This is a genomic window from Streptomyces ochraceiscleroticus (genome assembly GCF_000720485.1).
GTDB classification, from domain to species: Bacteria; Actinomycetota; Actinomycetes; order Streptomycetales; family Streptomycetaceae; genus Streptomyces; species Streptomyces ochraceiscleroticus.
In genome coordinates, this window is the sequence record NZ_JOAX01000025.1 from 111,373 (window position 1) to 135,349 (window position 23,977).

The window sequence follows — 23,977 nt, forward strand, 5'->3', positions numbered from 1 at the left end:
TCTCATGGCCGTGGACAGAGAACGCGTACTGAAGGACGCTGCAGCGCTGCTCACCCGGAGGAGCACCGCCTCGATGGACGACATCGCGCGGGCCGCCGGGATCAGCCGGGCGACGCTGCACCGGCACTTCGCGGGGCGGGACGCGCTCATCCGGGCGCTGGAGGAGCTGGGCATCAAGGAGACCGGGCAGGCGCTGGACGCCGCCCGGCTGGAGGAGGGCGGCGCGGACGCCGCGCTGCGCCGGCTGATCGGCGCGCTCGAGCCGGTCGCCGGGGTGCTGGCCTTCCTCTACACCGAGAACCAGCTCTTCGAGGGCGAGCAGATCAACGAAGGCTGGCTGGCGCTCGACGCCCGGATACACGCGCTCTTCCGGCGGGGGCAGGAAGAGGGGACCTTCCGTATCGATCTGACCCCGGCCTGGCTGACCGAGGCGCTGTACGGGCTGATCTGCGCGGGCGCCTGGTCGGTGCACGAGGGCAGGCTGGCCCGCGCCGACCGCAACCACTCCATCGCCGAACTGCTGCTCGGCGGCGTACGAAGGGAAAGCACACGATGACCGGGGCCGTGGCCGCGGGAGCGGCCGGGAGAACGACAACGGAACAGCCGCGGCCGGGGCGCTGGCTCGCGCTCGCCGTGCTGGTCCTCGCGGTGCTGCTGGTCGGCGTCGACGCCACGGTGCTGGGCCTGGCCGCGCCGTACCTCAGCGAGGACCTGCGCCCGTCGGGCACCCAGCTCCTGTGGATCGGCGATGTGTACTCGTTCGTCATCGCCGGTCTGCTGGTCTCGATGGGCAGCCTGGGCGACCGGATCGGGCGCAAGAAGCTGCTGCTGACCGGCTCGGTGGCATTCGGCGCGATGTCGGCGCTCGCGGCGTACGCGACGACGCCGGAGATGATGATCGCGGCGCGGGCGCTGCAGGGTGTGGCCGGTGCGACGCTGATGCCGTCCACCCTCGCGCTGATCCGCAACCTCTTCCACGACCCCCGCGAACGCAGCCTGGCGGTGGGCGTCTGGGGCGCGGCGGCCTCCGCGGGTACGGCCGTCGGGCCGGTGCTCGGCGGCTTCCTGCTGGGCCACTTCTGGTGGGGCTCGGTCTTCCTGATCAACCTGCCGGTGATGGTGGTACTGGTCGCCGTCGGCATCAAGGTGCTGCCGGAGTCCCGCAATCCGGAGCCGGGGCCGTGGGACCTGGCCAGCGTCGCGCTGTCGCTGGTCGGCATGGTCGGCGTGGTCTACGCGATCAAGGAGGCCGCGGCGCACGGCGTCGGGGCCGGGGCCGCCGTCGCGGGCGTGATCGGCGTGGCCGCGCTCGTCGCCTTCGTACGCCGCCAACTGCGGCTGCCCACGCCGCTGCTGGACATGAAGCTCTTCAGCAACCGGGGCTTCTCCGGCGCCGTCCTCGCCGACCTGCTGACCATCCTCGGCCTGGCCGGACTGCTCTTCTTCCTGTCCCAGTTCCTGCAGATGGTGCAGGGCCGCTCGCCGCTCAACGCGGGGCTGGTCGAACTGCCCGCCGCCGTCGGCGCGATGGGCGCGGGGCTGGCCGCCGGCCCCGTCGCGCGCCGGCTGTCGGTGCGCACGGTGGTGTCCGGCGGGCTGGTGCTGGTGGGGCTCGGGCTCGGGGCGTGCGCCTGGGTGAGCGCCGACACCGCGACACCGGTGCTGGGCGCGATCCTCTTCGTCGTCGGTGTCGGCGCGGGCTTCTCCTTCACCGTCACCGCCGACGTGATCCTCTCCAGCGTGCCCAAGGAGCAGGCGGGCGCCGCCTCGGCGGTCTCGGAGACGGCGTACGAACTGGGCTCCGCGCTCGGCATCGCACTGCTCGGCTCGGTGGTCACCGGCGTCTACCGGAACTTCACGGCGCCGGAAGGGGTGCCCGCCGACGCGGTGGGCGCGGCGCGCGAGTCGCTGGGCGGCGCGGTGGAGACGGCGGGCGACCTGCCGCACCGTACGGGCGAGGCGCTGCTGCACGCGGCGCAGCAGGCGTTCACCGACGGCATGGAGGCCGCAGCGGTGGCCGGCGGCGTCATCTCGCTGGCGGCCGCGGCCGCCGCGTGGGTACTGCTGCGCGGCCGGACGCTGGAGGGCGGCGACTGAGGAGCCGTGTTCGAATCCTGGCCGGGCGCGCGCCATGGCCGGTGCGCCCCGGCCGGAGTGCGCGTCCGCGCCGGTAGCCTGCGCCGTGCCAGGACTTCGAGCGCTTCCGGAGGAGGACCGTCATGGCACTGGCCGCCGAGGACCGCACCGCCATCGCCGAGCTGCTCGCGCTGCACGGGCACCTGTTCGATGAAGGCGAGCTGCACCGGCTGGACGAGCTGTTCACCGCCGACGTCGTCTACGACGTCAGCGACTTCGGGCAGCCACCGCTGAAGGGCCTGCGGGCCATCCGCGAGGCGGCGTACGCGCTGGGCGAGGCCATTCCGGTGGGCCACCACGTCACGAACATCGTCCTCGCCGAACTGCCCGCCGACGGCGGGGTGCACGCCCGCTCCAAGGGCATCGGCGTCAACGCGGACGGCACGTGCGGGACGGTCACGTACGAGGACACCGTCGTACGGGCCGCCGACGGCTGGCGGATCAGCCACCGCAAGGTCCTCGCGCGCCGCGCCCCGCTGGGCGGCCGCTGACGGGGGAGCGGCACACAGCAAAAACCCCGGGGCCCGCCGCGATCGTTCGATCGCGGGGGGCGCCCGGGGTTTTTTTTGTTGGCGCCCCCCCCGCCGGGGCCCCCCCCGCGGGGGGCGGCGACGCGGGGCATGCCCTTGCCGCCGGGCTGCACCTTGTCGGTGCCGATCAGCGCGAAGGGGACGACCGGCGCGCCGGTCATCAGCGTCAGCCGCGCGATGCCGGTACGGCCCCGGTACAGCCGGCCGTCGGGGGAGCGGGTGCCCTCCGGGTAGATGCCGAAGACCTTGCCCTGCTCCAGGACGCGGCGGCCGGTCATCAGCGCGGCGACGCCGCCGTGCCCGCCGTCCCGGTCGACCGGGATCATGCCGGCGGTGGTGAAGAACCAGGCCATCAGGCGGCCCTTGACGCCCTTGCCCTTGACGTACTCGTCCTTGGCGATGAAGTACACCTGGCGCTTGGTCCGCTGCTCCACGATCAGCGACAGGAACAGCGAGTCGATGAAGGTGACGTGGTTGCCGGCCAGGATCACCGGTCCGCTGCCTGGAATGCCCTCGATCCCCTCGACCTTCGGGCGGAACAGGACACGCATGACGAATCCGAGAGTCGCCTTCAGCAGAATGCGGGACAACGGGCCCTCCGGTTTGACTGGTCAGTGCAGGAGTCTGCAGGTGGGGACGATACTCGCGGCTCAACCTCGATCGCACATCGGGTTCATGGGACCGATACGCAGAGTTGACACGCCGTTCCGCTGCGTCACGGGTGGTTAACCGGGCCGTCATGCGAAGAACGCAGGGGCCACGTCTACACCGCCTGCGGGACAGATGATGCGTACGGATGTTCGCGAGTGGCCGGAAGGGACCGACGCGGATCTGTGGAGTGCCGCACACCGCACAGGTACGGCGGATGTCCATGACGCTTCCGGGCGGCCTCAAAAACACCCATACGTCACGCACGTTCACCCGCGTGTTCGGTCGGATGTCTCCCACCGGAAAGGTGTACGGGCCTACGATCGGCCCGGCACCGGCAGGTGCTGCACTTCACAGAACACCAAGGAGTCGGGGACATATGGACAAGGCGCAGCGACCCGGGCGGCGGACCGTACTGAGCGTTGCGGCGCTCGGCGCCGGAGCGGCGGTGCTGGGCGGCGGGGCCGGTACGGCCGTCGCGGCCGGGCGCGGCCACGGCGGTCACGGCGGCGGTGAACTGCCCGTTCCCCTGGTCGTCGCCCACCGCGGCGCGAGCGGCTACCGCCCCGAGCACACCTTCGGCTCCTACCAGCTCGCCCTGGACATGGGCGCCGACGTCATCGAGCAGGACCTCGTCCCCACCAAGGACGGCCGCCTGGTCTGCCGGCACGAGAACGACATCACCGCCACCACCGACGTCGCCGACCACCCGGAGTTCGCGGGCCGCAAGACGACGAAGACGGTGGACGGGGTGCAGCTCACCGGCTGGTTCACCGAGGACTTCACGCTCGCCGAGCTGAAGACCCTGCGCGCCAAGGAGCGCATCCCGCAGACCCGGCAGCACAACACCCTCTACGACGGCCGCTGGCAGGTGCCGGAGTTCGAGGAGGTGCTGCAGTGGGCCGAGCGCGAGGGCCGCAAGCGCGGCCGCCGCATCTGGCTGCACATCGAGACCAAGCACCCCAGCTACTTCCGCAAGCTCGGCCTCGGCCTGGAGGAACGGCTCGCCAAGCTGCTGCGCCAGTACGGCCGGCACAAGAAGGACTCCCCGATCTTCCTGCAGTCCTTCGAGCCGAGCAGCATCCAGCGGCTGGACAAGCTGGTCGACTGCCCCAAGGTCGTGCTGCTCGGCACGCTCAAGACCCAGCCGTGGGACTTCAAGGAAGCCGGCGACAAGCGCACCGTCGCCGACCTGGTCAAGCCCGAGGGGCTGCGCTGGATCGCCTCCTTCGCGCAGGGCATCGGCCCGGACCTCACCGTGATCATCCCGCGCACCGCCGACGGCAAGCTCGGCACGCCCTCCTCGGTGGTCAAGGACGCGCACGACGCGGGCCTCGTCCTGCACCCCTACACGGTCCGCAACGAGAACACCTTCCTGCCGGTGGACCTGCGCAAGGGCAGCGACCCGAACGCCTACGGCGACTCCCTCGCCTACTTCAAGGCACTCTTCGCGACCGGCATCGACGGCCTGTTCTCCGACAACCCGGACACGGCGCTGCTGGTGGCCGCGGAATTCCGCAAGAGCTGACCTGTACCGGCAGGCGACGGCGGGCGCGGGGTGGTGACCCCGGCCCGCGCGTCGCCCGGCCGGCGCAGTGCTTCCACGGGGACAGGACCGCGTTGACACGCGGAAACCGCGGGCCCGCCCAGCGCTGTCAGCGCGGGCATGACGGACCGCGACCGTGAACTGATCGCCGCGCTGCGCCCGCTCCTCGCCGCGGAGGTCGCGGCCGAGGCGCCGGCCGCCGGGGCCGACGCCGAGGACATCGAGCAGGCCGTATGGGCGCGGCTGCTCCGGTACACCCGAATGGCCGGTCCGCCGGCCGAGCCCGGACGCTGGCTGCGCCGGGCGGTACGGGCCGAGGTGCGCGGCGCCCGGCGGCGCGCCCGCCGCGAGATCCCGTACGACCCCACCGGCACTCAGCCGCGCGTCGGCGCCGTCGCCGAGCCGCTGGTCCTTGATGCCGAGCGGCGCCGCGCGCTCCTCGCCGTCGCCGAGCAACTACCCGGCCGCTGCCCGGAGTTGGTACGCGCTCTGTTGTCGGGCGGCGATCCGACCTACCGTGAGGTCTCATCTGAGTTGGGAATGTCACAGGGGAGCATGGGGCCGCTCCGTTCCCGTTGCCTGGCATGTCTGCGCAGAATGCTGACGGCGGAGGTTGGGCTTCCTGAACTCCGGGGAAAGGAGCGTTGACCCCGCCATGGCGGCGCCGCGCATCCCGTGGTGCCATCAAGTCAGGGCAGATCCGTCCGGGCGCCGCACCACACCCTCATGGCGCCCGGGCTCACCGAACCGAAAAGGGGAGGCCAGCACGCATGGGCATGAGCGTGACCATCTCTGCGGCGACCGACAAGGACGCCGAGCAGATCCTCAAGCTGCAGTACCTGTGCTACCAGTCCGAGGCCGCGCTGTACGACGACTACTCGATCGAGCCGCTCACGCAGACGTTCGATGAGTTGCGCGCCGAGATGCGCGACGGTTGCGTGGTGGTCGCCCGCCTCGGCGACGAGGTCGTCGGCTCCGTGCGCGGTGCGGTCGACGCCGACGGCGTGGGCAGCATCGACAAGCTGATCGTGCATCCGCGGATGCAGCGGCACGGGCTCGGCAGCCGGCTGCTGGCTGCCGTCGAGGAGCGGCTGACCGCCGAGCACGCGGTCACCCGCTTCCGGCTGCTGACCGGCCACCGCAGCGAGGGCAATCTCCGGCTGTACCGCAGCCGCGGCTATGCCCAGGTCGGCACCGAAGAGGTCAGTCGCCGGCTCAGCCTGATCACGCTGGAGAAGGACGCGAGCGCGCAGGCTTACGTGGCGAGCGCCTGAGTCTCCCCGTCCATGTGCCGCGGGCCCCGTACTGTGCATCCGCACGTACGGGGCCCGCGGCCGTGAGCGAGGGGCGGGTCAGCCGGCGCGGCGGCCGCGGCGCAGCCAGAGCAGCCCGGTGACCGGCAGGAAGACGGGGATGAAGAGGTAGCCGTAGCCGTACCCCGTCCAGACGGTGTCGTCGGGGAAGGCGGACGGCTCCAGCAGCGTCCAGGTGCCCACGCCGAGCACGCCCAGCAGCTCCAGGCAGCAGCACACCAGACCCACCCTGCGCGCCGTCTCCCCGCCGCGGACCAGCGAGAACAGGATGAAGGCGTACACCACGGCGGAGACCGCGGAGAGGATGTACGACAGCGGCGCCTTCTCGTACTGGGCGATGAGCTGGAACGCGGCCCGGGAGGCGGCGGCGACGGTGAAGACGCCGTAGAGCCAGACCAGCAGCCGGCCGGGGCCCGTGCCCAGTGAGAGCCGGCCGCCGCCGTTCTTCGCGGTGGTCGTCGCGGGCTCAGCCATGGCCGCCTCCCCAGATGTCGTACAGCCGTACCTCCAGCACGGCCAGCACCACGGCGCCCGCGGCGACGGTCACCGAGCCCCAGCGGGTCCGCTCCGAAAGCGACAGGAACCCGGCGGCGGGCACGCACGCGGCGGCGCCGATCAGATAGGCCAGGAAGATCGCCGTACCGTCGTCGGGCTTCTCACCGCCCGCCAGCTTCACGATGCCGGTCACCAGCTGCACGAGTGCGAGCAGCGAGACGACGGCCATCCCGATGAAGTGCCAGTCCTTGGTCGGTTCGTCGCGGTACGCGGCAAAGCCGCACCAGGCGGCCAGTACGAGGGCGGTCACGCCGACCGCGACCGTCAGCGCGTCGATCACCGGGACCTCCGCGCGGCGGCGCGGCTGCGCGCAGTGGGGCTGTGGGGCATGTCCCCGACTTTAATCGGCGCCCGCTGCCCGCCCGCGCGCGGCCCCGGCCCGGCGGCCCGCTCCGCGCACCCCGTACGCTCGGCGACCATGAAGCTCTCGGTTGACGCCCTCCTGTTCGACAACGACGGCACGCTCGTCTCCTCCATGGACTCGGTGCACCGCTGCTGGGCACGGTGGGCCGAGGAGTACGGCGTCACCGAGGAATTCGCCCGGGTCGAGCTGCACGGCCGCCCCGCCGCCGACATCGTCGCCGACCTGCTGCCCGCCGAGCGCGCCCCCGAGGCACTGGCCCGCATCGAGGAGCTGGAGACCGCGGACGCCGACGGCGTGGTGCTGCTGCCCGGCACCCGTGAGCTGCTGGACTCCCTCCCCGCCGACCGCTGGGCCGTGGTCACCTCCGCCACCCGAAAGCTCGCCGAGGCCCGGCTCGCCGCCGTCGGCATCCGCCCCAAGCACCTGATCACCGCGGACGACATCACCCGCGGCAAGCCCGACCCCGAGCCGTTCCTGCTCGCCGCCCGGCACCTGGGCGTCGACCCGGCCCGCTGCGCGGTCTTCGAGGACGCGCCGGCCGGGCTCGCGGCGGGCCGCGCGGCCGGCGCGACGACCGTGGCGTTGACCACAACGACCGGCCCGGAGGAGCTGGTGGCCGACGTGGTCGTACCGGACCTGTCGGCGGTGTCAGCGCAGGCCACGGCGGACGGCGTGGAGATCACGACCGCAGGCTGAGACGGTGTCCACGGACTGATCCGGCCCGTCCGGAATCCGGACTGGCTTGATCGGTCCGTACGCCTGTCTGGTTTACTGGCCATCATGACCACGACGAGCTGCCGCATCCCCGCGACCGAGGCGCACCTGACGCCCGGTGCTCGTTGCCTGTGTCGAATGTGTGACCGCTGAGGGCCCCCGCCTGAGCCTCGCGCCCCGAAGCGAGACCCGCTGCCATGTGCCGGACGACCCGTACAGAAGCGCTCCGTACCTCCCGTACGCACGCGCTCCGTACGCACTCCCGGCCGCCCCGCGTCACCGGACCCCGGAGCCGGGCGCCCGCCGCCCGCGTGCCTCCGCGATCCCCATGCCGCACTCCGCAATGAATGCCCCGTGCCCGGCGGACGAGCCGCCGAGCACTCGACCATGACGGATATCCCTGTGATCACCACTACGGGCCTCACCAAGGTCTACCGCTCAGGCGACCGCGAGGTCACCGCGCTGGACGGCGTCGACCTGCACGTCCGCGAGGGCGAGGTGTACGGCGTCATCGGCCAGAGCGGCGCCGGCAAGTCGACGCTCATCCGCTGCGTGAACCTCCTGGAGCGCCCCACCTCCGGCACGGTCACCGTGGCCGGCCAGGACCTCACCGAGCTCGCCGGACGCGGCCAGCGGGCGAACCCCGCACTGCGTGCCGCGCGCAGCCACATCGGCATGGTCTTCCAGCACTTCAACCTGCTGTCCTCGCGCACCGTCCAGGACAACATCGAGCTGCCGCTGGAGATCCTCAAGGTCGGCCGCCGCGACCGCGCCCGCAAGGCGCTGGAGCTGCTGGACCTGGTCGGCCTCGCCGACAAGGCCAAGGCGTACCCCGCCCAGCTCTCCGGCGGCCAGAAGCAGCGCGTCGGCATCGCCCGCGCGCTGGCCGGCGACCCCAAGGTGCTGCTCTCCGACGAGGCCACCAGCGCGCTGGACCCGGAGACCACCCGCTCCATCCTCCAGCTGCTGCGCGACCTCAACCGCCAGCTCGGCCTGACCGTCCTGCTCATCACCCACGAGATGGACGTCGTGAAGACCATCTGCGACTCCGCGGCCCTGATGAAGGGCGGCCGGATCGTCGAGCAGGGCACCGTCACCGAGCTGCTGGCCACACCCGGCTCGGAGCTGGCCACGGAGCTGTTCCCGGTCACCGGCGAGGCCACGGCCGAGGACCGCACCGTCGTGGACGTCACCTTCCACGGCGAGGCGGCCACCGAGCCGGTCATCTCCACCCTCTCGCGGACCTACAACGTCGACGTGTCGATCCTCGGCGCCGCCATGGACACCGTCGGCGGCAAGCAGATCGGCCGGATGCGCATCGAGCTGCCCGGCCGCTTCGAGGACAACGTCGTACCCATCGGCTTCCTGCGTGAGCAGGGCCTCCAGGTCGACGTCGTGGGGCGCGGTGCCCCGCAGACGCCGGACGCCGCCGTGCTGACCAAGGAGGTCGCCAAGTGAGCTGGAACGCGATGCAGTCGGTGCTCTCCACCGCCACCCTGGACACCCTGTTCATGGTCTGGTGGTCGACGGTGTGGGCCGTGATCGGCGGCCTGCCGGTCGGCATCCTGCTGGTCCTCACCGGGCCGGGCAGGCAGCTGCAGAACTCCGCGGTGAACAAGGTCCTCGGCGCTGTCGTGAACGTCGGCCGCTCGATCCCCTTCCTCATCCTGGTGATCGCGCTGATCCCGTTCACGCGGTACCTCATCGGCACGGCCAGCGGCCCCAGCGCCGCCGTCGTCCCCCTGGCGATCGGCGCCATCCCCTTCTTCGCCCGCCTGGTCGAGACCGCCGTCCGCGAGGTCGACGGGGGCCTGGTCGAGGCCGCGCAGTCGATGGGCGGCGGCACCTGGACCATCATCTTCAAGGTGCTGCTGCCGCAGGCCCTGCCCTCCCTCGTCGCGGGCCTCACCAACACCGTCGTCACGCTCATCAGCTACTCCGCGATGGCCGGCGCGGTCGGCGCGAACGGCCTGGGCAGCGTGGCGATCACCTACGGCCAGCAGCGCAACGACATGCGTTTCGTCGGCGTCACGGTGGTACTGATCGTCATCATCGTGACCGTCATCCAGCTCGCGGGCGACCTGGTGGTCCGCAGGCTGGCCGCCCGCGGGGGCCGCGCCAACGCCCCCGTACGCCTGCTGAAGCTGCCCAAGGCCCGCGTCACCGCGGACGAGGCCGCCTGAGCCACCGACCCCCCGGAGCCCGGACCCTTTGCCGGGCGGAACACCCCCTGTAAGAAAGGCACTCTTCGTGCGTCACACCGTCAAGCTCACCGGAGCCCTCGCGGCCGCCGCCGCGCTCACCGCCGCCCTCGGCGCCTGCAGCGCCCCCTCCGACCCGGACGTCGACCGGTCGGACAGCGCGAGCACCCCGCTGGTCGTCGGCGCCACCTCCGTCCCGCACGCCGAGATCCTGGAGTACGTCAAGAAGAACCTGGCGCCGAAGGAGAAGCTGAAGCTGGACGTCAAGATCTTCGACGACTACCAGCTCATCAACCCGGCCACCAAGGACAACACCCTCGACGCGAACTACTTCCAGACGAAGGAGTTCCTCGACGACTGGAACAAGAAGAACGACGGCGACGTCGTTCCGGTCGTCAACGTGCACGTCGAGCCGATGGGCCTGTACTCCAAGAAGCACAAGAGCGTCTCCGAGCTGACCTCGGGCGACTCGATCGGCGTGCCCTCCGACGCGCCCAACCAGGCGCGCGCCCTCAAGCTGCTCGACAAGGAGGGCGTCATCAAGCTCAAGGCCGACGCCCCCGAGGTGCCGGGCCTGAACGACATCGGGGACAAGAAGGGCCTGAAGATCACCGAGGCCAAGGCGGAGGCGCTGGCGCCGACGCTGCCCGACTACGACGCCGCGGTGATCAACGGCAACTACGCCATCGCCGGGAAGCTCAGCCCGAAGAAGGACTCCCTGGCCCTGGAGTCGGCCAAGAACAGCCCCTACGCGAACTTCCTCGCCGTCGACAAGAGCAAGAAGAACGACGCGCGCGTGCAGAAGCTCGCGAAGCTGCTCACCTCCGACCAGGTCAAGAAGTACATCGAGACCAAGTACAAGGACGGCTCGGTGCTGCCCTCCTTCAGCAAGGCGAGCTGATCACCTCAGCACGGTGAGCTGACCCCGCCACGCGCCCGTACGACGGCCCGTACCTGCCTTATCAGCGCAGGTGCGGGCCGTCATACTTGGCACATTCGCAGGCAGATGCTGCATGCTTGTGCACTCAAGACGGGCGGGAGCGCCCGAACGTATACGCGGAGCTTTACGGAGCTTTACGGTCCACGGCGTGGGAGCAGCTGCATGACATCCACCTTTCCGGACATCTCCATCAGCACGGAGCGTCTGGTGCTGCGCCCCTTCGACGACACGGACATCCCCGCGCTCGGCGACATGATGAACGACGAGGCCGTCGCCGCCTGGACCGCCCACCCCTTCCCTTACACCACCGCGCACGCCCGCGAATGGGTCACCAGCGGCGCCCCGGCCGTGCGCACCTCGGGCCGCGGACTCGCCTTCGCCGTCACCGAATTCCTCACCCAGCGCCTGGTCGGATCGGTCCGCGTCGACCACACCGACTGGCGGATACGCGGCGCCGAGCTCTCCTACATCACCGCCCCCTGGGCCCGCGGCGAGGGCTACGCCTGCGAGTCCGCGCTCGCCGTCGCACAGTGGCTCTTCCGCGACCAGAAGTTCGAACGCCTGGAGCTGCGCACGGCCGCCGACAACACCGCCGCCCAGCAGGTCGCCCAGAAGCTCGGCTGCATCAGCGAAGGCGTGCTCCGCAACGCCTGGATAGCCCGCTCCCGCACCGAGGACGGCGGCTGGACCGACATCCGTACCGACCTCATCGTGTGGAGCCTGCTGCCCGAGGACTTCGACGGCCCCCCGGACCGGACGGAGGACGTGGGCGGCTTCGCGTATCCGGAGTGGCGCTGAGGGACGGGGCAGACGGGCGCCGCGGTACGGCCGGGCGCCCGGGGTACCCTCACTGATCCACGCCCGCACGACGGATCCCGTAGGACGGGCCACCCCTGGGACGGGCCCGCGCACGACGGGTCCGCGCACGACCGACCGACCGCCCGCACGACGAGACCAGGAGACCTCCGCAGATGGCCGACCGCGTCACCGTGATCGGGTGGGACGGCTCGCCTCTGACCGCCGCCGCGCGCTCCGCACTGGGCGCGGCGACCCTGGTGGCCGGCGCCGCCCACCACCTGGCGCTCAAGGAAGTACCGCCCGCCGCCGAGCGGATCAGGCTCGGCAGCGTCGAGCTGGCAGCCCGCCGAATCGCCCAGCACCGCGGCACCGCTGTCGTACTCGCCGACGGCGACCCCGGCTTCTTCGGCGTCGTCCGCACCCTGCGCGCCCCCGAACACGGCCTCGAAGTCGAGGTCGTACCCGCCGTCTCCTCCGTCGCCGCCGCCTTCGCCCGCGCCGGGATGCCCTGGGACGACGCCCAGATCGTCGTCGCCCACAGCCGCGACCTGCGCCGCGCCGTCAACGTCTGCCGCGCCCACACCAAGGTCGCCGTCCTCACCTCGCCCGGCGCCGGGCCCGCCGAACTCGCCCTCCTGCTGCGCGGCGTGCACCGCACCTTCGTCATCTGCGAGGCCCTGGGCACCACCCAGGAACAGGTGACGGTCCTCACCTCCGACAAGGCCGCCGACCACGTCTGGCGCGATCCCAACGTCGTCATCGTGGTGGGCGGACCGGCCGGCAGCGCCGCCACCCAGGGGACCGGCTGGCTCGCCGGCCGAGAGGTCGGGTACCCCTCCGGGCCGCGCGGCTGGGGCCTTTCCGACAGCGCATACGGAGGCGGACTGACGGAGGGGGAGTCCGGCCAGCTCCGCACCGCCCAGCTCGCCCGCCTCGGGCCCGCCGTCGGCGACCTGGTGTGGGACATCGGCGCGGGCTCCGGCGCGGCCGCCGTGGAGGCGGCCCGCTTTGGCGCTGCCGTCATCGCCGTGGACGCCGACGAGGACGCCTGCGCCCGTACGACGGCCGTGAGCCGCCGGTACGGCGTACAGCTCCAGGTCGTGCACGGCCGCGCGCCCCAGGTGCTCGAAGACCTCCCGGAGCCGGACGTCGTCCGCATCGGGGGCGGCGGCACCGCTGTGGTCACCGCCTGCGCGGCCCGCCGCCCCGAACGCATCGTCACCCACGCCTCGACCCGCGACGAAGCGGAGGCGCTCGGCCGCGCGCTGGCCGACGGCGGCTACGAAGTCGAGTGCGCGCTCCTGCAGTCCGTCGAGCTGGACACCTCCGTATGGGTGGAGCGGGAACGGGCGGTCGTCTTCCTCGTGTGCGGTTACCGCGTGCATCACCCCTGACCGGATCGGTCACCCGCGGGAGGTAGGCTGGCGGATCGTTGCGCCGCCGTTCCGCGATCGGAGTCGTGCGTCAATATCCGGAAAAGTCCGAGGTTTTGGCAGCACAAGATGCTCTTGAGGGCGGACGTGCCGCGAGGCGCGCTCGCTCGTTCTAGCTATGGGGGCGGTCGGCGCGTGCCGCGGTCGAGCGCGTCGGACGAGCGGTTGGAAGGAGCACTACCGATGGGCGAGGGGTACGCATGACCGACACCGGCCAGGTCCCGGGCGAGGGACTGCCGGAGAACGCAGGCGGACATCCCGGAGGGCCGCTCCCGGCGGCCGCTCCCGCCCCTGCCGACGCCGGCCCGCAGCAGCCGCACGACGCGTACGCGTACCTCGACACCGCCGAGCCGGCCGAGGACGACGACCTGCTGATGCCGGGCGCCCAGGGCGCCTGGGGCAGCGAGCAGCAGGCACACGGCGAGCCGCAGGCCCCGTACGCCGACTACACCCCGGGACGGGGTGCGGTGTACGACCCGGTGGCGGCGTACGACCCGACCCCGTACGAAACGGTGACGTACGGCGAGGAGCAGGCCGCGGGCAGCCCGGAGGCGGCGCAGCCGCAGGCCGCCGCGCCGCAGCCGGTGGCGGCACCACAGCCGGGCGCTACGCCGCCCGGCGCCATGCCGGGGCAGGGCGTGCTCCCGAAGCAGAGCACGCCCGCGCGCCGGCCGCTGCACATGGGACCGCCCGTCCCGGAGGCGCACACCGGTGGCGTGGTCCGCTCGCTCGCCGACCGCGGCCCTGCGGGGACCCCGCAGCCGCCCGTGCGGCACGCGGGTCCGCCGACCGTGGGGCCCGAGTACTTGGACGTACCTCGCGACGATGCTCCGCGTGAGGACGTACCGGTAGAGGACGCGCCGCGCGAGGAGGTACTGGGCGAGGACGTGCCGCGCGAGGAGCCGGGCGCGCTGCCGGATGCCGTTCCGGGGCCGCTTCCCGAGGAAGGCGCCCAGGCCGGCCCGCTCCCGATGCCGGAGCCGCAGCCGGAGCAGTCCGTGCAGCCCGCGCAGTCCGGTGGTGCGGCCATTCCGGCGCAGATGCCGCCTTGGGGTGCCGCGCCGGTGGGGGATACGGCGGCGGCCGGTACGGCTGAGGCCGCTGGGGCGACCGAGGCCGCTGAGGTGGCTGAGCCGACCGGTGCGGAGCAGCCCGAAGCCGCGGTGGCGCAGCCCGAGAGCGGGCCGCAGTTCGCGGAGGCGGCGGAGGCCGAGGCGCCGAGCGAGCAGGAGCCCGTCGAGCACGGCGTCGCGTCGCCGCATGCCGAGACGGAGGCCGCGGGGCACGACGCTCCGGAGCCGGCTGCCGAGGCCGCTGCCGGCACAGAGGCCGACGCACAGCAGAACATCACCGAGGGCGAGCAGGGCTCCGTCGAGGCCGTACCGGCCGATGCGGAGCAGCCCGCTGCGGAGCCCGTAGCAGAGGAACACGTGCACAACGAAGAGCAGGCCGTGACCGAGCCCCAGGCGCCCGTCGCCGAGGCACAGCCGGTCCAGGCCGCCGCGCCCGCCGAGGCGCAGGACGCCGCCGAGCTGCTGCAGCTCGGTGACGAGGTTCCGGAGAATGCGGAGGGCGCCGACGGCGCTTCTGCCGACGGAGCGTCTGCGGATGCCGAGCCCGCCGAGTCCGCTGAGCCTGTCGAGTCCGCTGAGCCCGCCGAGTCCGCTGAGTCCGGCGAGGTGAAGGTGCCGCGGGCTCGGGCGTCGCGGTCGGCGGCCAAGACGAAGGCCGCCAAGGCCGCGATCGACGCGGCCTTCGCGGAGGACACCGCCCCGGAGGCCACTCCGGAGGCCACCGATGAGCCCGCCGTCGAGGCTGCTCCGGAGGCAGCCGTTGCGGCCGCTGAGGCCGTAGCGGAGGACGCCGTGCCCGAGGCGGAGGCGGCCCCGGAGGCCGAGGTGGCCATGCAGCCCGAGGAGGCGCCCGTCGCGGACGCGACTCCCGTGGAGGCCGAGCCCGTCGCGGAAGCGGCCCCCGAGATCGCCGAGCCCGCGCCCGAGTCCGAGGCCGTGCCCGAGGCGGAGGCGGTGCCCGAGGCTGCCGCCGAGGAGCCCGCTCCCACGAGCGAGGCGGAGGAGGCCACGCCGGACTCCGAGGCCCCCGTCGTCCCCGAGGCCGACAGCGAGGCCCCGGCCGAGGCCGAGTCCGCGCCCGCGGAGGAGCCCGAAGCCGCCGCGGCAGCCGAGCCCGCCCCCGTACCGGAAGCGGAGCCCGCCCCGGTACCGGAAGCCGAGCCCGCTCCGGTACTGGAGACGGAGGCCGCCCCGGCCGCCGAGACCGAGCCCGTCCCCGAGGCCGAGTCCACTCCGGTCGCGGAGACCGCTGTCCCCGAAGCCGAGCAGGCCCCGGCCCCCGAGGGCGAAGAGCCTGCCGCCGAGGCCGGGCCCGAAGCCGCGCCCGAGGCGCAGCCCGCCCCGGCCCTTGAAGCCGAGCCTGAGCCCGAGGCCGAAGCCGAAGAGGCCGCCCCCGAAGCCGAGGCCGGGGCCGAAGAGGCCGCCCCCGAAGCGGGCCCCGAAGCCGAGGCCGAGCCCGACGCCGCCCCCGAGGCAGAGACCGAGTCCGACGCCGCCCCCGAGGCCGAAGGCGAGTCCGAGGCGGCCCCCCGCCCCGCCGACCCCGCCGCCGGTTACGCGGAAGAGGAGCGGGCCGCCGTGCACCGTGTGATGCGGGAGCGGCGGGACATCCGTAACGGATTCCGGAACGACCCGATCCCGAACGACGTGCTGCTGCGCGTCCTGGAGGCGGCCCACACCGCGCCCAGCGTCGGCCACTCCCAGCCCTGGGACTTCGTCGTCATCCGCTCCGCGGAGACCCGCGAGCGGATGCACGAGCTGGCGATGCAGCAGCGCGACGAGTACGCGAAGTCGCTGCCCAAGGCGCGCGCGAAGCAGTTCCGCGAGCTGAAGATCGAGGCGATCCTCGACACGCCGGTCAACATCGTCGTCACGGCCGACCCCACCCGCGGCGGCCGCCACACGCTCGGCCGGTACACCCAGCCGCAGATGGCCCCGTACAGCTCCGCCCTCGCCGTCGAGAACCTCTGGCTCGCCGCCCGCGCCGAGGGCCTCGGCGTCGGCTGGGTCAGCTTCTTCGACGAGCGCGAGATGGTCCGCGAGCTGGGCCTGCCCGAGCACCTCGAGGTCGTCGCGTACCTCTGCGTGGGGTACGTCGACGAGTTCCCCGAGGAGCCCGAGCTGATGCAGGCCGGGTGGTCCAAGCGCCGCCCGCTGTCCTGGGTCGTGCACGAGGAGACGTACGGGCGGCGCGCGCTGCCCGGCGCCGAGCCGCACGACCTGCTCCAGGAGACGCTGCAGGGCATCCGCCCGCTGGACGCCAAGGCGCTCGGCGACGCGTGGGAGCGGCAGAAGCGGATGACCAAGCCGGCCGGCGCGCTCGGCATGCTGGAGATCATCTCGGCGCAGCTCTGCGGCCTGTCGCGGAAGTGCCCGCCGCCCGTCCCGGAGCCCGCCGCGGTGGCGATCTTCGCGGGCGACCACGGCGTGCACGCGCAGGGCGTCACCCCCTGGCCCCAGGAGGTCACCGGCCAGATGGTCGCGAACTTCCTCGGCGGCGGCGCGGTCTGCAACGCCTTCGCGAACCAGGTCGGCGCCGAGGTCTGCGTCGTGGACGTCGGCGTGAAGTCCGAGCTGCCGGCCACCCCCGGCCTGCTGCCCCGCAATGTGCGCCCCGGTACGGACGACATGACCGCCGGGCCGGCGATGTCCCGCGACGAGGTCCTCAAGGCGATCGAGGTCGGCATCGAGACCGCCCGCGACCTGGTGTCCGCCGGGAACAAGGCGCTGCTCACGGGCGAGATGGGCATCGCGAACACCACCGCTTCGGCGGCGCTGATCTCCGTGTACACCGGTGCCGACCCCGCCGAGGTCACCGGCCGCGGTACGGGCATCAACGACGAGACGCACGCCCGCAAGGTCGACGTCGTCCGCCGCGCGCTCGAACTGCACCAGCCGGACCCGTCCGACCCGATCGGCGTGCTGGCGGCCGTCGGCGGCCTGGAGCACGCCGCGCTGGTCGGCCTGATCCTCGGCGGCGCGTCGCTGCGTACGCCGGTGATACTGGACGGCGTCAGCGCCGGCGCGGCAGCGCTGGTGGCGCGGGCCGTCGCGCCCGAGGCGCTGGCCGCCTGCATCGCGGGCCACCGCAGCGCCGAGCCCGGCCATGTCGCGGCCCTGACCAAGCTGGGCCTGCGCCCGCTGGTCGACCTCGACCTGCGCCTCGGCGAGGGCACGGGCGCGCTGCTCGCCCTGCCGATCGTGCAGAGCGCGGCGCGCGCGATGCACGAGGTGGCCACGTTCGACGCCGCCGGAGTCACCGAGAAGGGCTGACCCCGCCCGGGCCGTACGGCCCGCCCGCGCATGACCTCCGGCCCGCAGCCAAATAGGCTGTGGGCCGGGACGCGTGGCCGCCGCACCGGCCGCACCACCACCTCACGCCGCTCCAGCGCCGAAGCGGCCCCGCATCACCCGCACAAGGAGCCGTACCGCCATGGCCGTTCCCTCCGAGCACGCCGCTTATCCCGTCGGCCTGCGCCTGACCGGTCGCCGGGTCGTGGTGCTGGGCGGCGGCCAGGTCGCCCAGCGCCGGCTGCCCGCGCTGATCGCCGCCGGCGCCAAGATCCTGCTGGTCTCGCCGTCCGCCACCCCCTCCGTCGAGGCCATGGCGGACGCCGGCGAGCTGACCTGGGAGCGGCGCGGGTACCGGCCGGGCGACCTCGCGGACGCCTGGTACGCGCTGATCTCCACCGACGACGACGCGGCCAACGCCGCCGCCTCCCAGGAGGCCGAGGAGAACCGCGTCTGGGCCGTACGCTCCGACGATGCCGAGGCCGCCACCGCCTGGACCCCGGCCACCGGCCGCACCGAGGGTGTCACCGTCGCCGTCCTCAACACCGAGGGTGCGGGCCGCGACCCCCGCCGCGCCGCCGCGGTCCGCGACGCCATCGTCGAGGGCCTGCGGGACGGCACGATCGCCGCGCCGCACCACCGCCGCCGTACCCCCGGCGTCGCGCTGGTCGGCGGCGGCCCCGGCGACCCCGACCTGATCACGGTGCGCGGCCGCCGGCTGCTCGCCGAGGCCGACGTGGTGATCGCCGACCGGCTCGGCCCCCGCGACCTGCTGGACGAGCTGCCGCCGCACGTCGAGGTCATCGACGCGGCGAAGATCCCGTACGGCCGGTACATGGCCCAGGAGGCCATCAACCAGGCGCTCATCGAGCACGCGCAGGCCGGCAAGGCCGTGGTCCGCCTCAAGGGCGGCGACCCGTTCGTCTTCGGGCGCGGCATGGAGGAGGCCGAGGCGCTGGCCGAGGCGGGCATCACCTGTACGGTCGTGCCGGGCATCTCCAGCTCCATCAGCGTGCCCGGCGCGGTCGGCGTGCCGGTCACGCACCGCGGCGTGGCTCACGAGTTCACGGTCGTCAGCGGCCATGTCGCGCCCGACGACCCGCGCTCGCTCGTCGACTGGGCGTCGCTCGCCAAGCTGCGCGGCACGCTGGTGATCCTGATGGGCGTGGACAAGATCGCTTCCATCGCCGCGGCGCTGACGCAGCACGGGCGCGCCGCCGACACCCCGGTCGCCGTGATCCAGGAGGGCACGATGGCCACCCAGCGCCGCGTCGACGCCACGCTGGAGACCGTTGGAGCGCGCGTCAAGGAGGAAGACGTCCGCCCGCCGGCCGTGATCGTCATCGGCGACGTGGTGAACGCGGCGAAGACCTTCGCCCCGGGAAACCGAAGCTGAGGCGACCCGAGGCCGAAGCCGAAGCGCCGCGAGGAGGACCGTCACCCCGTCACCCCGTGAAGCCGGAGCCGGAGCCGAAGCTGAAGTGACGCTTCTCCACCTGGCCCCCCTTTGACTGGGGTTATACAGGAGGTGCGGGCGCGAGCAGCGGGTTGTCCACAGGGCAGCCCGCCCGCGTTGTCCACAGGGCAGCCGTTCCGGCGGCTGACCGTAACCGCTGGTAACAAATGCGGTCCCCGGCATGGGAACCGCGACGACGACAAGGCACGATCGACCCGTGGCAGACATCATCACCGTCGACGACCCCGACGACCCCCGGCTGCGCGACTACACCGGCCTCACCGACGTGGAGCTGCGGCGGCGCCGCGAACCGGCCGAGGGACTGTTCATCGCCGAGGGCGAGAAGGTGATCCGGCGCGCCAAGCACGCCGGGTACGAGATGCGGTCCATGCTGCTCTCCGCCAAGTGGGTCGACGTCATGCGCGACGTGATCGACGAGGTGCCGGCGCCGGTGTACGCGGTGGACCCCAAGCTCGCCGAACAGGTGACCGGCTACCACGTGCACCGGGGCGCGCTCGCCTCCATGCAGCGCAAGCCGCTCCCCGAGGCGGGCGACCTGCTCGCCGCCGCGCGCCGCGTCGTCGTCATGGAAGCGGTCAACGACCACACCAACATCGGCGCGATCTTCCGCAGCGCGGCGGCGCTCGGCATGGACGCCGTACTGCTGTCACCGGACTGCGCCGACCCGCTGTACCGGCGGTCGGTGAAGGTGTCCATGGGCGCGGTGTTCTCCGTACCGTATGCGCGCCTGGAGCAGTGGCCGCGCAGCCTGGAGACCGTACGGGAGGCGGGCTTCAAGCTGCTCGCGCTCACGCCCGACGAGAAGGCCACCGCCATCGACGAGGCCGCGCCGCACAGCCTGGAGCGGGCCGCGCTGATGCTCGGGGCCGAAGGCGACGGGCTGTCCCGGCAGGCCCTGGTCGCGGCGGACGAATGGGTCCGCATCCCGATGGCGCACGGCGTCGACTCGCTGAACGTCGGCGCGGCCGCGGCCGTCGCCTTCTACGCGGTGGCGACGGGACGGCCGGGGACGACGGCCTGAGCCATCGGGTACCGGACGGCCTGAGCCCCATCCGGTACCGGACCGTCTGAGCCTCGTACTACGGGTGAGCGTCGGCGTCCGCTGACGTACCCGGTGATGTACTCCGTGACGTACCCGGCACGTGAGCGTCCGCCGCGTGCGTGCCCTGGCCGTGCGCCGAGCCCAGTACGCCCAGCCCGCGCGTGGGCCCCTGGCAGCCCTGGGCCGCCGCGATGCCCAGGGCCACGAGCAGCGTCACCGTCACGAACACGATGAGCCGCTGGCGCAGCAGTCTGCGGTCCGGGCCCGCCGGGCGGCGGCCGCCCGAGGTCGTCCTGGCCGGACGTGAACCGTTTCGCCCAGCCGACCGCGCGCCCGGCACCCGGCCCGGCGCCCGGCCGCCGGAGCGCCCGTTGGAGTGCGGCCCCGAGGACCGGCCGTTCGATCCGGTCCCCGCTGACCTGCCGTTGGAGCCCGGAGAGGCCGAGCGGCCGTTGGAGCCCGCCGGTGCCGTCCGGCCGTTGGAGCCGGGGGAGGCCGAGCGGCCGTTGGACCCGGCCGGCGCGGACCGGCCGTTGGAGCCGGGGGAGGCCGAGCGGCCGTTGGAGCCCGCCGGTGCCGACCGGCCGTTGGAACCCGCCGCCTGCCGTCCGCCGTTCGCGCCCGGCCCCGGGGGCCAGCCGTCGTGCGTGCCCGCCGCCGACCGCGAACCGGCCGGGCGGGAGACCGAGGGGCGCGAGGAGGACTGCGGGCGCGGCGTGCCCGTACCGTGCCCCGGCGTGTGCCGCTCGTCCGCGCGCTGGCGTACGAAGTCCTCCGCCCGGCGCCCGCCGGGCCGCTCGGGCCCGCCCCGCTCCGTACGGAGCAGCGTCTCGCCAGGCAGCCCGTCCACCGGGCCGTCGGACAGCCCGTGCGCCTCCCGCGCGGCGATCTCCTTCAGCCGCAGCGACAGCGTCAGCGTGCTCGGCCGCTCGGCCGGGTCCTTGGCCAGACAGCCGGCCACCAGCGGCGCCAGCGCCTCCGGCACCCCGGCGAGCTGCGCCTCCTCGTGCACGACGCGGTAGAGCATGACCTCGGAACTGCCGTGTCCGAAGGGCGAGTCCGCGGTACAGGCGTACGCCAGCGTGGCCCCCAGCGCGAAGATGTCCGTGGCGGGCGTGACGGCCGCGCCGCGCACCTGCTCGGGCGCCAGAAAGCCGGGCGAGCCGACGGCCGTGCCGACGTGCGTGAGCGTGCTCGCGCCGGTCGCCCAGGCGATGCCGAAGTCGATGATCCGGGGCCCCTTGGGGGACAGCAGGATGTTCGACGGCTTCAAGTCACGGTGGACCACGCCCGCGTCGTGGACGGCGAGCAGCCCTTCGGAGAGCGCGGCGCCGATCGTGGCGACCTGCGCCGGGGGCAGCGGGCCCTCGTCGTTGACCTTGTCGTGCAGCGAGGGACCCGGGACGTACTGGGTCGCGAACCACGGCCGGTCCGCGTCCAGGTCGGCCGCCACCAGCCGCGCCGTGCAGCCGCCCCGGATGCGCCGCGCGGCCTGCACCTCGCGCGCGAACCGGGAGCGGAACTCGTGGTCCTCGGCCAGGTCCGGGCGGATCACCTTCAGGGCCACCCGCTGGCCGCGCTTGTCGGACCCGAGGTAGACCACGCCCATCCCGCCGGCGCCCAGCCGGCGGTGCAGCCGGAACGAGCCGACGACCCGCGGATCCTCGCGCCGGAGCCGCATCATCGCCATGTCCGTCCCCTACCTGCGGTGGGGAGGCCCCACTCCGCTGCATCCGTCTGACGTGCCACAGCTTACGGATTGACGGGGCGTCGCGCTGTCAGGCCGCGCATGCGTCGGCCATGGATTGCCGGCGGCGCGCGTGCGGGGTGCGCGGCGGACCCGGAATCGGCGTCCCTGCGCGCGGAGTTCCGGGCCGCGCCCCCAAGCGTCGGCCGCAGCAGGGAGTTTGGCGCGCGGACGGGTGGCGGTTGGTCGGCGGTGCCGCCGCGGGGTACCGGGACGGCGTGGCCCGGTGCGGGGCGGTGGTCCGGCCCACGGGCCGGGCGGGTGGCAGGCGGGGGAGCGGCGCGCGTGACCGAAGTCACGTGAAAGGGCCGTCACCGGGCGTCACCGGACGTCACCGGGCACAGTCGGGCACTCCCTCCGGGATCTCCCCGAAAGCCGGTACCGGATCTCCACCCACAGGAGTAGACGCGGGGCCGTTCCGTCATCCTCCTGGAGGCCCGCCGATCGGTACGTCGGGCTGACGTACCGGGGCCGCCGGCTGCCTAATGTGGAGGTCAGCGGTGGGCGCAAGCACTCGTCCCCCGAGGTTGGACGCCCACCGCTGCCAGGACGAACGGGAGACGGGGCGATGGCGGACACGGCGGGACGCACGGTTCTCCGTACGCACACGGCTCTCCGTACGCAGGGGCGCAGGATGGCTGCCGCGTCCGGCGGCCGGCAGCCTTCCGGCACCCGCCATCCGCTGGTGGCGGTGGCCATGGTGCTGCCCCTGGCGGCGCTGCTGACCGTCGTCTTCGGCGGCTGGGAAGCCGTCGTCACACAGGCGTCGTCCGTGGCCGGAATGCTGGGGCGCTGACGCGCCCGGTCCCGGAAGAGCGGTCCGGGACCGGAGGCGTACGGCGCTCCGGGGACAAGCCTCCGGCCGATTGACCCCGTGGGGACGGGGGTGCGGCGGACGGCACGAACGGCCGGGCATCTGGGGAGATGCCCGGCCTTCGCGCGTCCGGAGCCGGAACGCCGGGTGCCAGAACCAGCCGCCGGGTGCACGGCCCTCACGTACACCCAGGCCCCTCGCATACGCCCAGGTCGCGCTGCGTACGATCCCTGCGGCGGGGCCGGCCGGAGCGCTCTGCGCGAAACGGATCCGTACGCACCGAGGGGGAACGATGTCCCGCGCCCTGATACGCCGCCTCGCGGCGCTCACCGAAGCCTCCGGTCCCGAGGACCCCGTCGTCCTCGCCGATCGGCCCGACGGCACCGTGGTCGGCGGCGCGCGCACCGTCGCCAAGGCGCACGCGCCCGACTGCGACGCCGCCGCGCTCGCCGTCCGGCTGCGCATCGCCGCCCATCCCCGCCTGCACGGCACGCTGCTGCCCCCGCTGCCCGTCACGGGCCCGGACGGCTACCTCCTCCGGTACGACGACGGCCGCCCGCTCACCCGCTGGCCGTACGGCCGGCCGGTCGCGCCGGACGACCCGGACGCCGCACCCTGGGAGGACGCGGCCCGGCTCCTCGCCCGGCTGCACGCCGTGGACCCGGCGACGCTGCCCGGCCCGGTCCCGCCGATGCGCGGCCCGGCGAAGGCCGCCCGCGCGCTGGCCCGGATGCGGACCGCGCCCGCCGCCGCCGTACCGTGCCTGGCGGCCGCGGCACGCGCCGTCGAGGGCGGCTGGGCCGCGCTGCCACCCTGGGCGCGCGACGAGGCGCCCGCGCCGGGCCCCGGCCTGCTCTGCCACGGCGACCTGCACCTGGGCCAGCTCGTGCGGCACCCCGTGCCGGACGGGCGCTGGCTGCTCATCGACGTCGACGACCTCGGCGTGGGGGAGGCCGGCTGGGACCTCGCCCGGCCTGCCGCCTGGTTCGCGAGCGGCCTGCTCGCCCCCGAGGTGTGGGCACGGTTCCTCGGCGCGTACCGGGCCGCCGGCGGCCGCGCCGTACGCCCCGACGGCGATCCCTGGCCGGAACTGGACGTCCCCGCCCGCGCCCTGACGGTCCAGACCGCAGCCCTGTCCCTCGCCAAGGCCGCCCAGGAAGGCCGCCCGCTGGACGAGGTGGAGACCGCGCTCGTCGACTCCTGCGCGCGCATGGCCTGATGACACCTGCTCCGGCGACAGGCCGCCGTACACGTGGTCTGGTGACAAGCTGTTACGTACCGGGGCAGTTGAGGCGCGATTCGAGTCGTAGGGTGAACACACCAACGGCGGACGGAGGTTCCGTCGCCGCCGCCGT

The 23,977-nt window shown here is 73.5% G+C and carries 20 protein-coding genes and 1 pseudogene; 17 read left to right on the top strand and 4 right to left on the bottom strand.

Annotated elements, in window-relative coordinates; all coding sequences use genetic code 11:
• The first annotated feature begins 4 nt into the window (after window positions 1-4).
• The 3 genes from IG84_RS0127800 (at window position 5) to IG84_RS0127810 (ending at window position 2,627) form a co-directional block, all read left to right on the top strand.
• Window positions 5-556, top strand: coding sequence for a TetR/AcrR family transcriptional regulator (locus IG84_RS0127800; RefSeq protein ID WP_031062727.1), 552 nt, complete (start codon window positions 5-7; stop codon window positions 554-556).
• Window positions 553-2,097: an MFS transporter gene (locus IG84_RS0127805; protein ID WP_031062729.1), complete on the top strand. Its 1,545-nt coding sequence runs from the start codon at window positions 553-555 to the stop codon at window positions 2,095-2,097. The genes IG84_RS0127800 and IG84_RS0127805 overlap by 4 nt, the downstream gene beginning before the upstream one ends.
• 122 nt (window positions 2,098-2,219) lie before the next feature.
• The gene (locus IG84_RS0127810; protein WP_031062731.1) at window positions 2,220-2,627 is read left to right on the top strand and encodes a nuclear transport factor 2 family protein; all 408 of its coding nucleotides are present in this window, start codon (window positions 2,220-2,222) and stop codon (window positions 2,625-2,627) included.
• A 116-nt stretch (window positions 2,628-2,743) separates the two neighbouring features.
• Here the strand turns inward: IG84_RS0127810 and IG84_RS40115 are convergent.
• A pseudogene (locus IG84_RS40115) lies at window positions 2,744-3,256 on the bottom strand (lysophospholipid acyltransferase family protein); the annotation flags it as partial.
• Between the two features lie 437 nt (window positions 3,257-3,693).
• On the opposite strand from IG84_RS40115, the gene IG84_RS0127820 reads away from it, so the two are divergent.
• The 3 genes from IG84_RS0127820 to IG84_RS0127830 all read left to right on the top strand — a co-directional run bounded on the left by IG84_RS0127820 (window position 3,694) and on the right by IG84_RS0127830 (window position 6,134).
• Window positions 3,694-4,842, top strand: a complete 1,149-nt coding sequence (locus tag IG84_RS0127820; RefSeq protein WP_031062733.1) for a glycerophosphodiester phosphodiesterase — start codon at window positions 3,694-3,696, stop codon at window positions 4,840-4,842.
• A 138-nt stretch (window positions 4,843-4,980) separates the two neighbouring features.
• Window positions 4,981-5,508, top strand: a complete 528-nt coding sequence (locus IG84_RS0127825; protein ID WP_031062734.1) for a sigma-70 RNA polymerase sigma factor region 4 domain-containing protein — start codon at window positions 4,981-4,983, stop codon at window positions 5,506-5,508.
• Between the two features lie 122 nt (window positions 5,509-5,630).
• Complete coding sequence (locus tag IG84_RS0127830; protein ID WP_031062735.1) at window positions 5,631-6,134, top strand: GNAT family N-acetyltransferase; 504 nt, start codon at window positions 5,631-5,633, stop codon at window positions 6,132-6,134.
• A 78-nt stretch (window positions 6,135-6,212) separates the two neighbouring features.
• On the opposite strand, the gene IG84_RS0127835 is transcribed toward IG84_RS0127830, so the two are convergent.
• Together IG84_RS0127835 and IG84_RS0127840 are read right to left on the bottom strand one after the other, a co-directional pair.
• Complete coding sequence (locus tag IG84_RS0127835) at window positions 6,213-6,647, bottom strand: hypothetical protein (RefSeq protein WP_031062736.1); 435 nt, start codon at window positions 6,645-6,647, stop codon at window positions 6,213-6,215.
• The gene (locus IG84_RS0127840; protein WP_030251770.1) at window positions 6,640-7,008 is read right to left on the bottom strand and encodes a hypothetical protein; all 369 of its coding nucleotides are present in this window, start codon (window positions 7,006-7,008) and stop codon (window positions 6,640-6,642) included. Before IG84_RS0127840 ends, IG84_RS0127835 begins: the two co-directional genes overlap by 8 nt.
• Before the next feature lie 138 nt (window positions 7,009-7,146).
• On the opposite strand from IG84_RS0127840, the gene IG84_RS0127850 reads away from it, so the two are divergent.
• The 9 genes from IG84_RS0127850 to IG84_RS0127890 all read left to right on the top strand — a co-directional run bounded on the left by IG84_RS0127850 (window position 7,147) and on the right by IG84_RS0127890 (window position 20,040).
• Window positions 7,147-7,788, top strand: coding sequence for an HAD-IA family hydrolase (locus IG84_RS0127850; protein WP_031062738.1), 642 nt, complete (start codon window positions 7,147-7,149; stop codon window positions 7,786-7,788).
• Between the two features lie 405 nt (window positions 7,789-8,193).
• Window positions 8,194-9,264, top strand: a complete 1,071-nt coding sequence (locus IG84_RS0127855) for a methionine ABC transporter ATP-binding protein (protein ID WP_281179388.1) — start codon at window positions 8,194-8,196, stop codon at window positions 9,262-9,264.
• On the top strand, window positions 9,261-9,989 hold the full coding sequence (locus IG84_RS0127860) for a methionine ABC transporter permease (RefSeq protein ID WP_031062744.1): 729 nt from the start codon (window positions 9,261-9,263) through the stop codon (window positions 9,987-9,989). Before IG84_RS0127855 ends, IG84_RS0127860 begins: the two co-directional genes overlap by 4 nt.
• 67 nt (window positions 9,990-10,056) lie before the next feature.
• Window positions 10,057-10,908, top strand: a complete 852-nt coding sequence (locus IG84_RS0127865; protein ID WP_031062745.1) for a MetQ/NlpA family ABC transporter substrate-binding protein — start codon at window positions 10,057-10,059, stop codon at window positions 10,906-10,908.
• A gap of 201 nt (window positions 10,909-11,109) precedes the next feature.
• A complete protein-coding gene (locus IG84_RS0127870; protein ID WP_031062747.1) occupies window positions 11,110-11,745 on the top strand; it encodes a GNAT family N-acetyltransferase in 636 nt (211 codons plus the stop codon).
• A gap of 173 nt (window positions 11,746-11,918) precedes the next feature.
• Window positions 11,919-13,139 (top strand): precorrin-6y C5,15-methyltransferase (decarboxylating) subunit CbiE, encoded by a 1,221-nt coding sequence (gene cbiE / locus IG84_RS0127875; protein ID WP_031062748.1) that lies wholly within the window; start codon window positions 11,919-11,921, stop codon window positions 13,137-13,139.
• A 239-nt stretch (window positions 13,140-13,378) separates the two neighbouring features.
• On the top strand, window positions 13,379-17,524 hold the full coding sequence (gene cobT, locus IG84_RS0127880; protein ID WP_031062750.1) for a nicotinate-nucleotide--dimethylbenzimidazole phosphoribosyltransferase: 4,146 nt from the start codon (window positions 13,379-13,381) through the stop codon (window positions 17,522-17,524).
• A 160-nt stretch (window positions 17,525-17,684) separates the two neighbouring features.
• Entirely contained in the window at window positions 17,685-18,938 is a 1,254-nt protein-coding gene (gene cobA / locus IG84_RS0127885; protein ID WP_031062752.1) for a uroporphyrinogen-III C-methyltransferase, read from the top strand.
• Window positions 18,939-19,215: 277 nt separating this feature from the next.
• Window positions 19,216-20,040 (top strand): TrmH family RNA methyltransferase, encoded by an 825-nt coding sequence (locus IG84_RS0127890; RefSeq protein ID WP_031062754.1) that lies wholly within the window; start codon window positions 19,216-19,218, stop codon window positions 20,038-20,040.
• Window positions 20,041-20,098: 58 nt separating this feature from the next.
• Here the strand turns inward: IG84_RS0127890 and IG84_RS41680 are convergent, their stop codons facing one another.
• Window positions 20,099-21,751, bottom strand: coding sequence for a serine/threonine protein kinase (locus IG84_RS41680; protein ID WP_051862522.1), 1,653 nt, complete (start codon window positions 21,749-21,751; stop codon window positions 20,099-20,101).
• Between the two features lie 625 nt (window positions 21,752-22,376).
• On the opposite strand from IG84_RS41680, the gene IG84_RS0127900 reads away from it, so the two are divergent.
• Entirely contained in the window at window positions 22,377-22,604 is a 228-nt protein-coding gene (locus IG84_RS0127900) for a hypothetical protein (protein WP_031062758.1), read from the top strand.
• Window positions 22,605-22,914: 310 nt separating this feature from the next.
• Window positions 22,915-23,841 carry a phosphotransferase family protein gene (locus IG84_RS0127905; RefSeq protein ID WP_031062760.1) on the top strand — a complete coding sequence of 309 codons (927 nt, stop codon included), beginning with the start codon at window positions 22,915-22,917 and terminating at the stop codon, window positions 23,839-23,841.
• The last annotated feature ends 136 nt before the right edge of the window (window positions 23,842-23,977 follow it).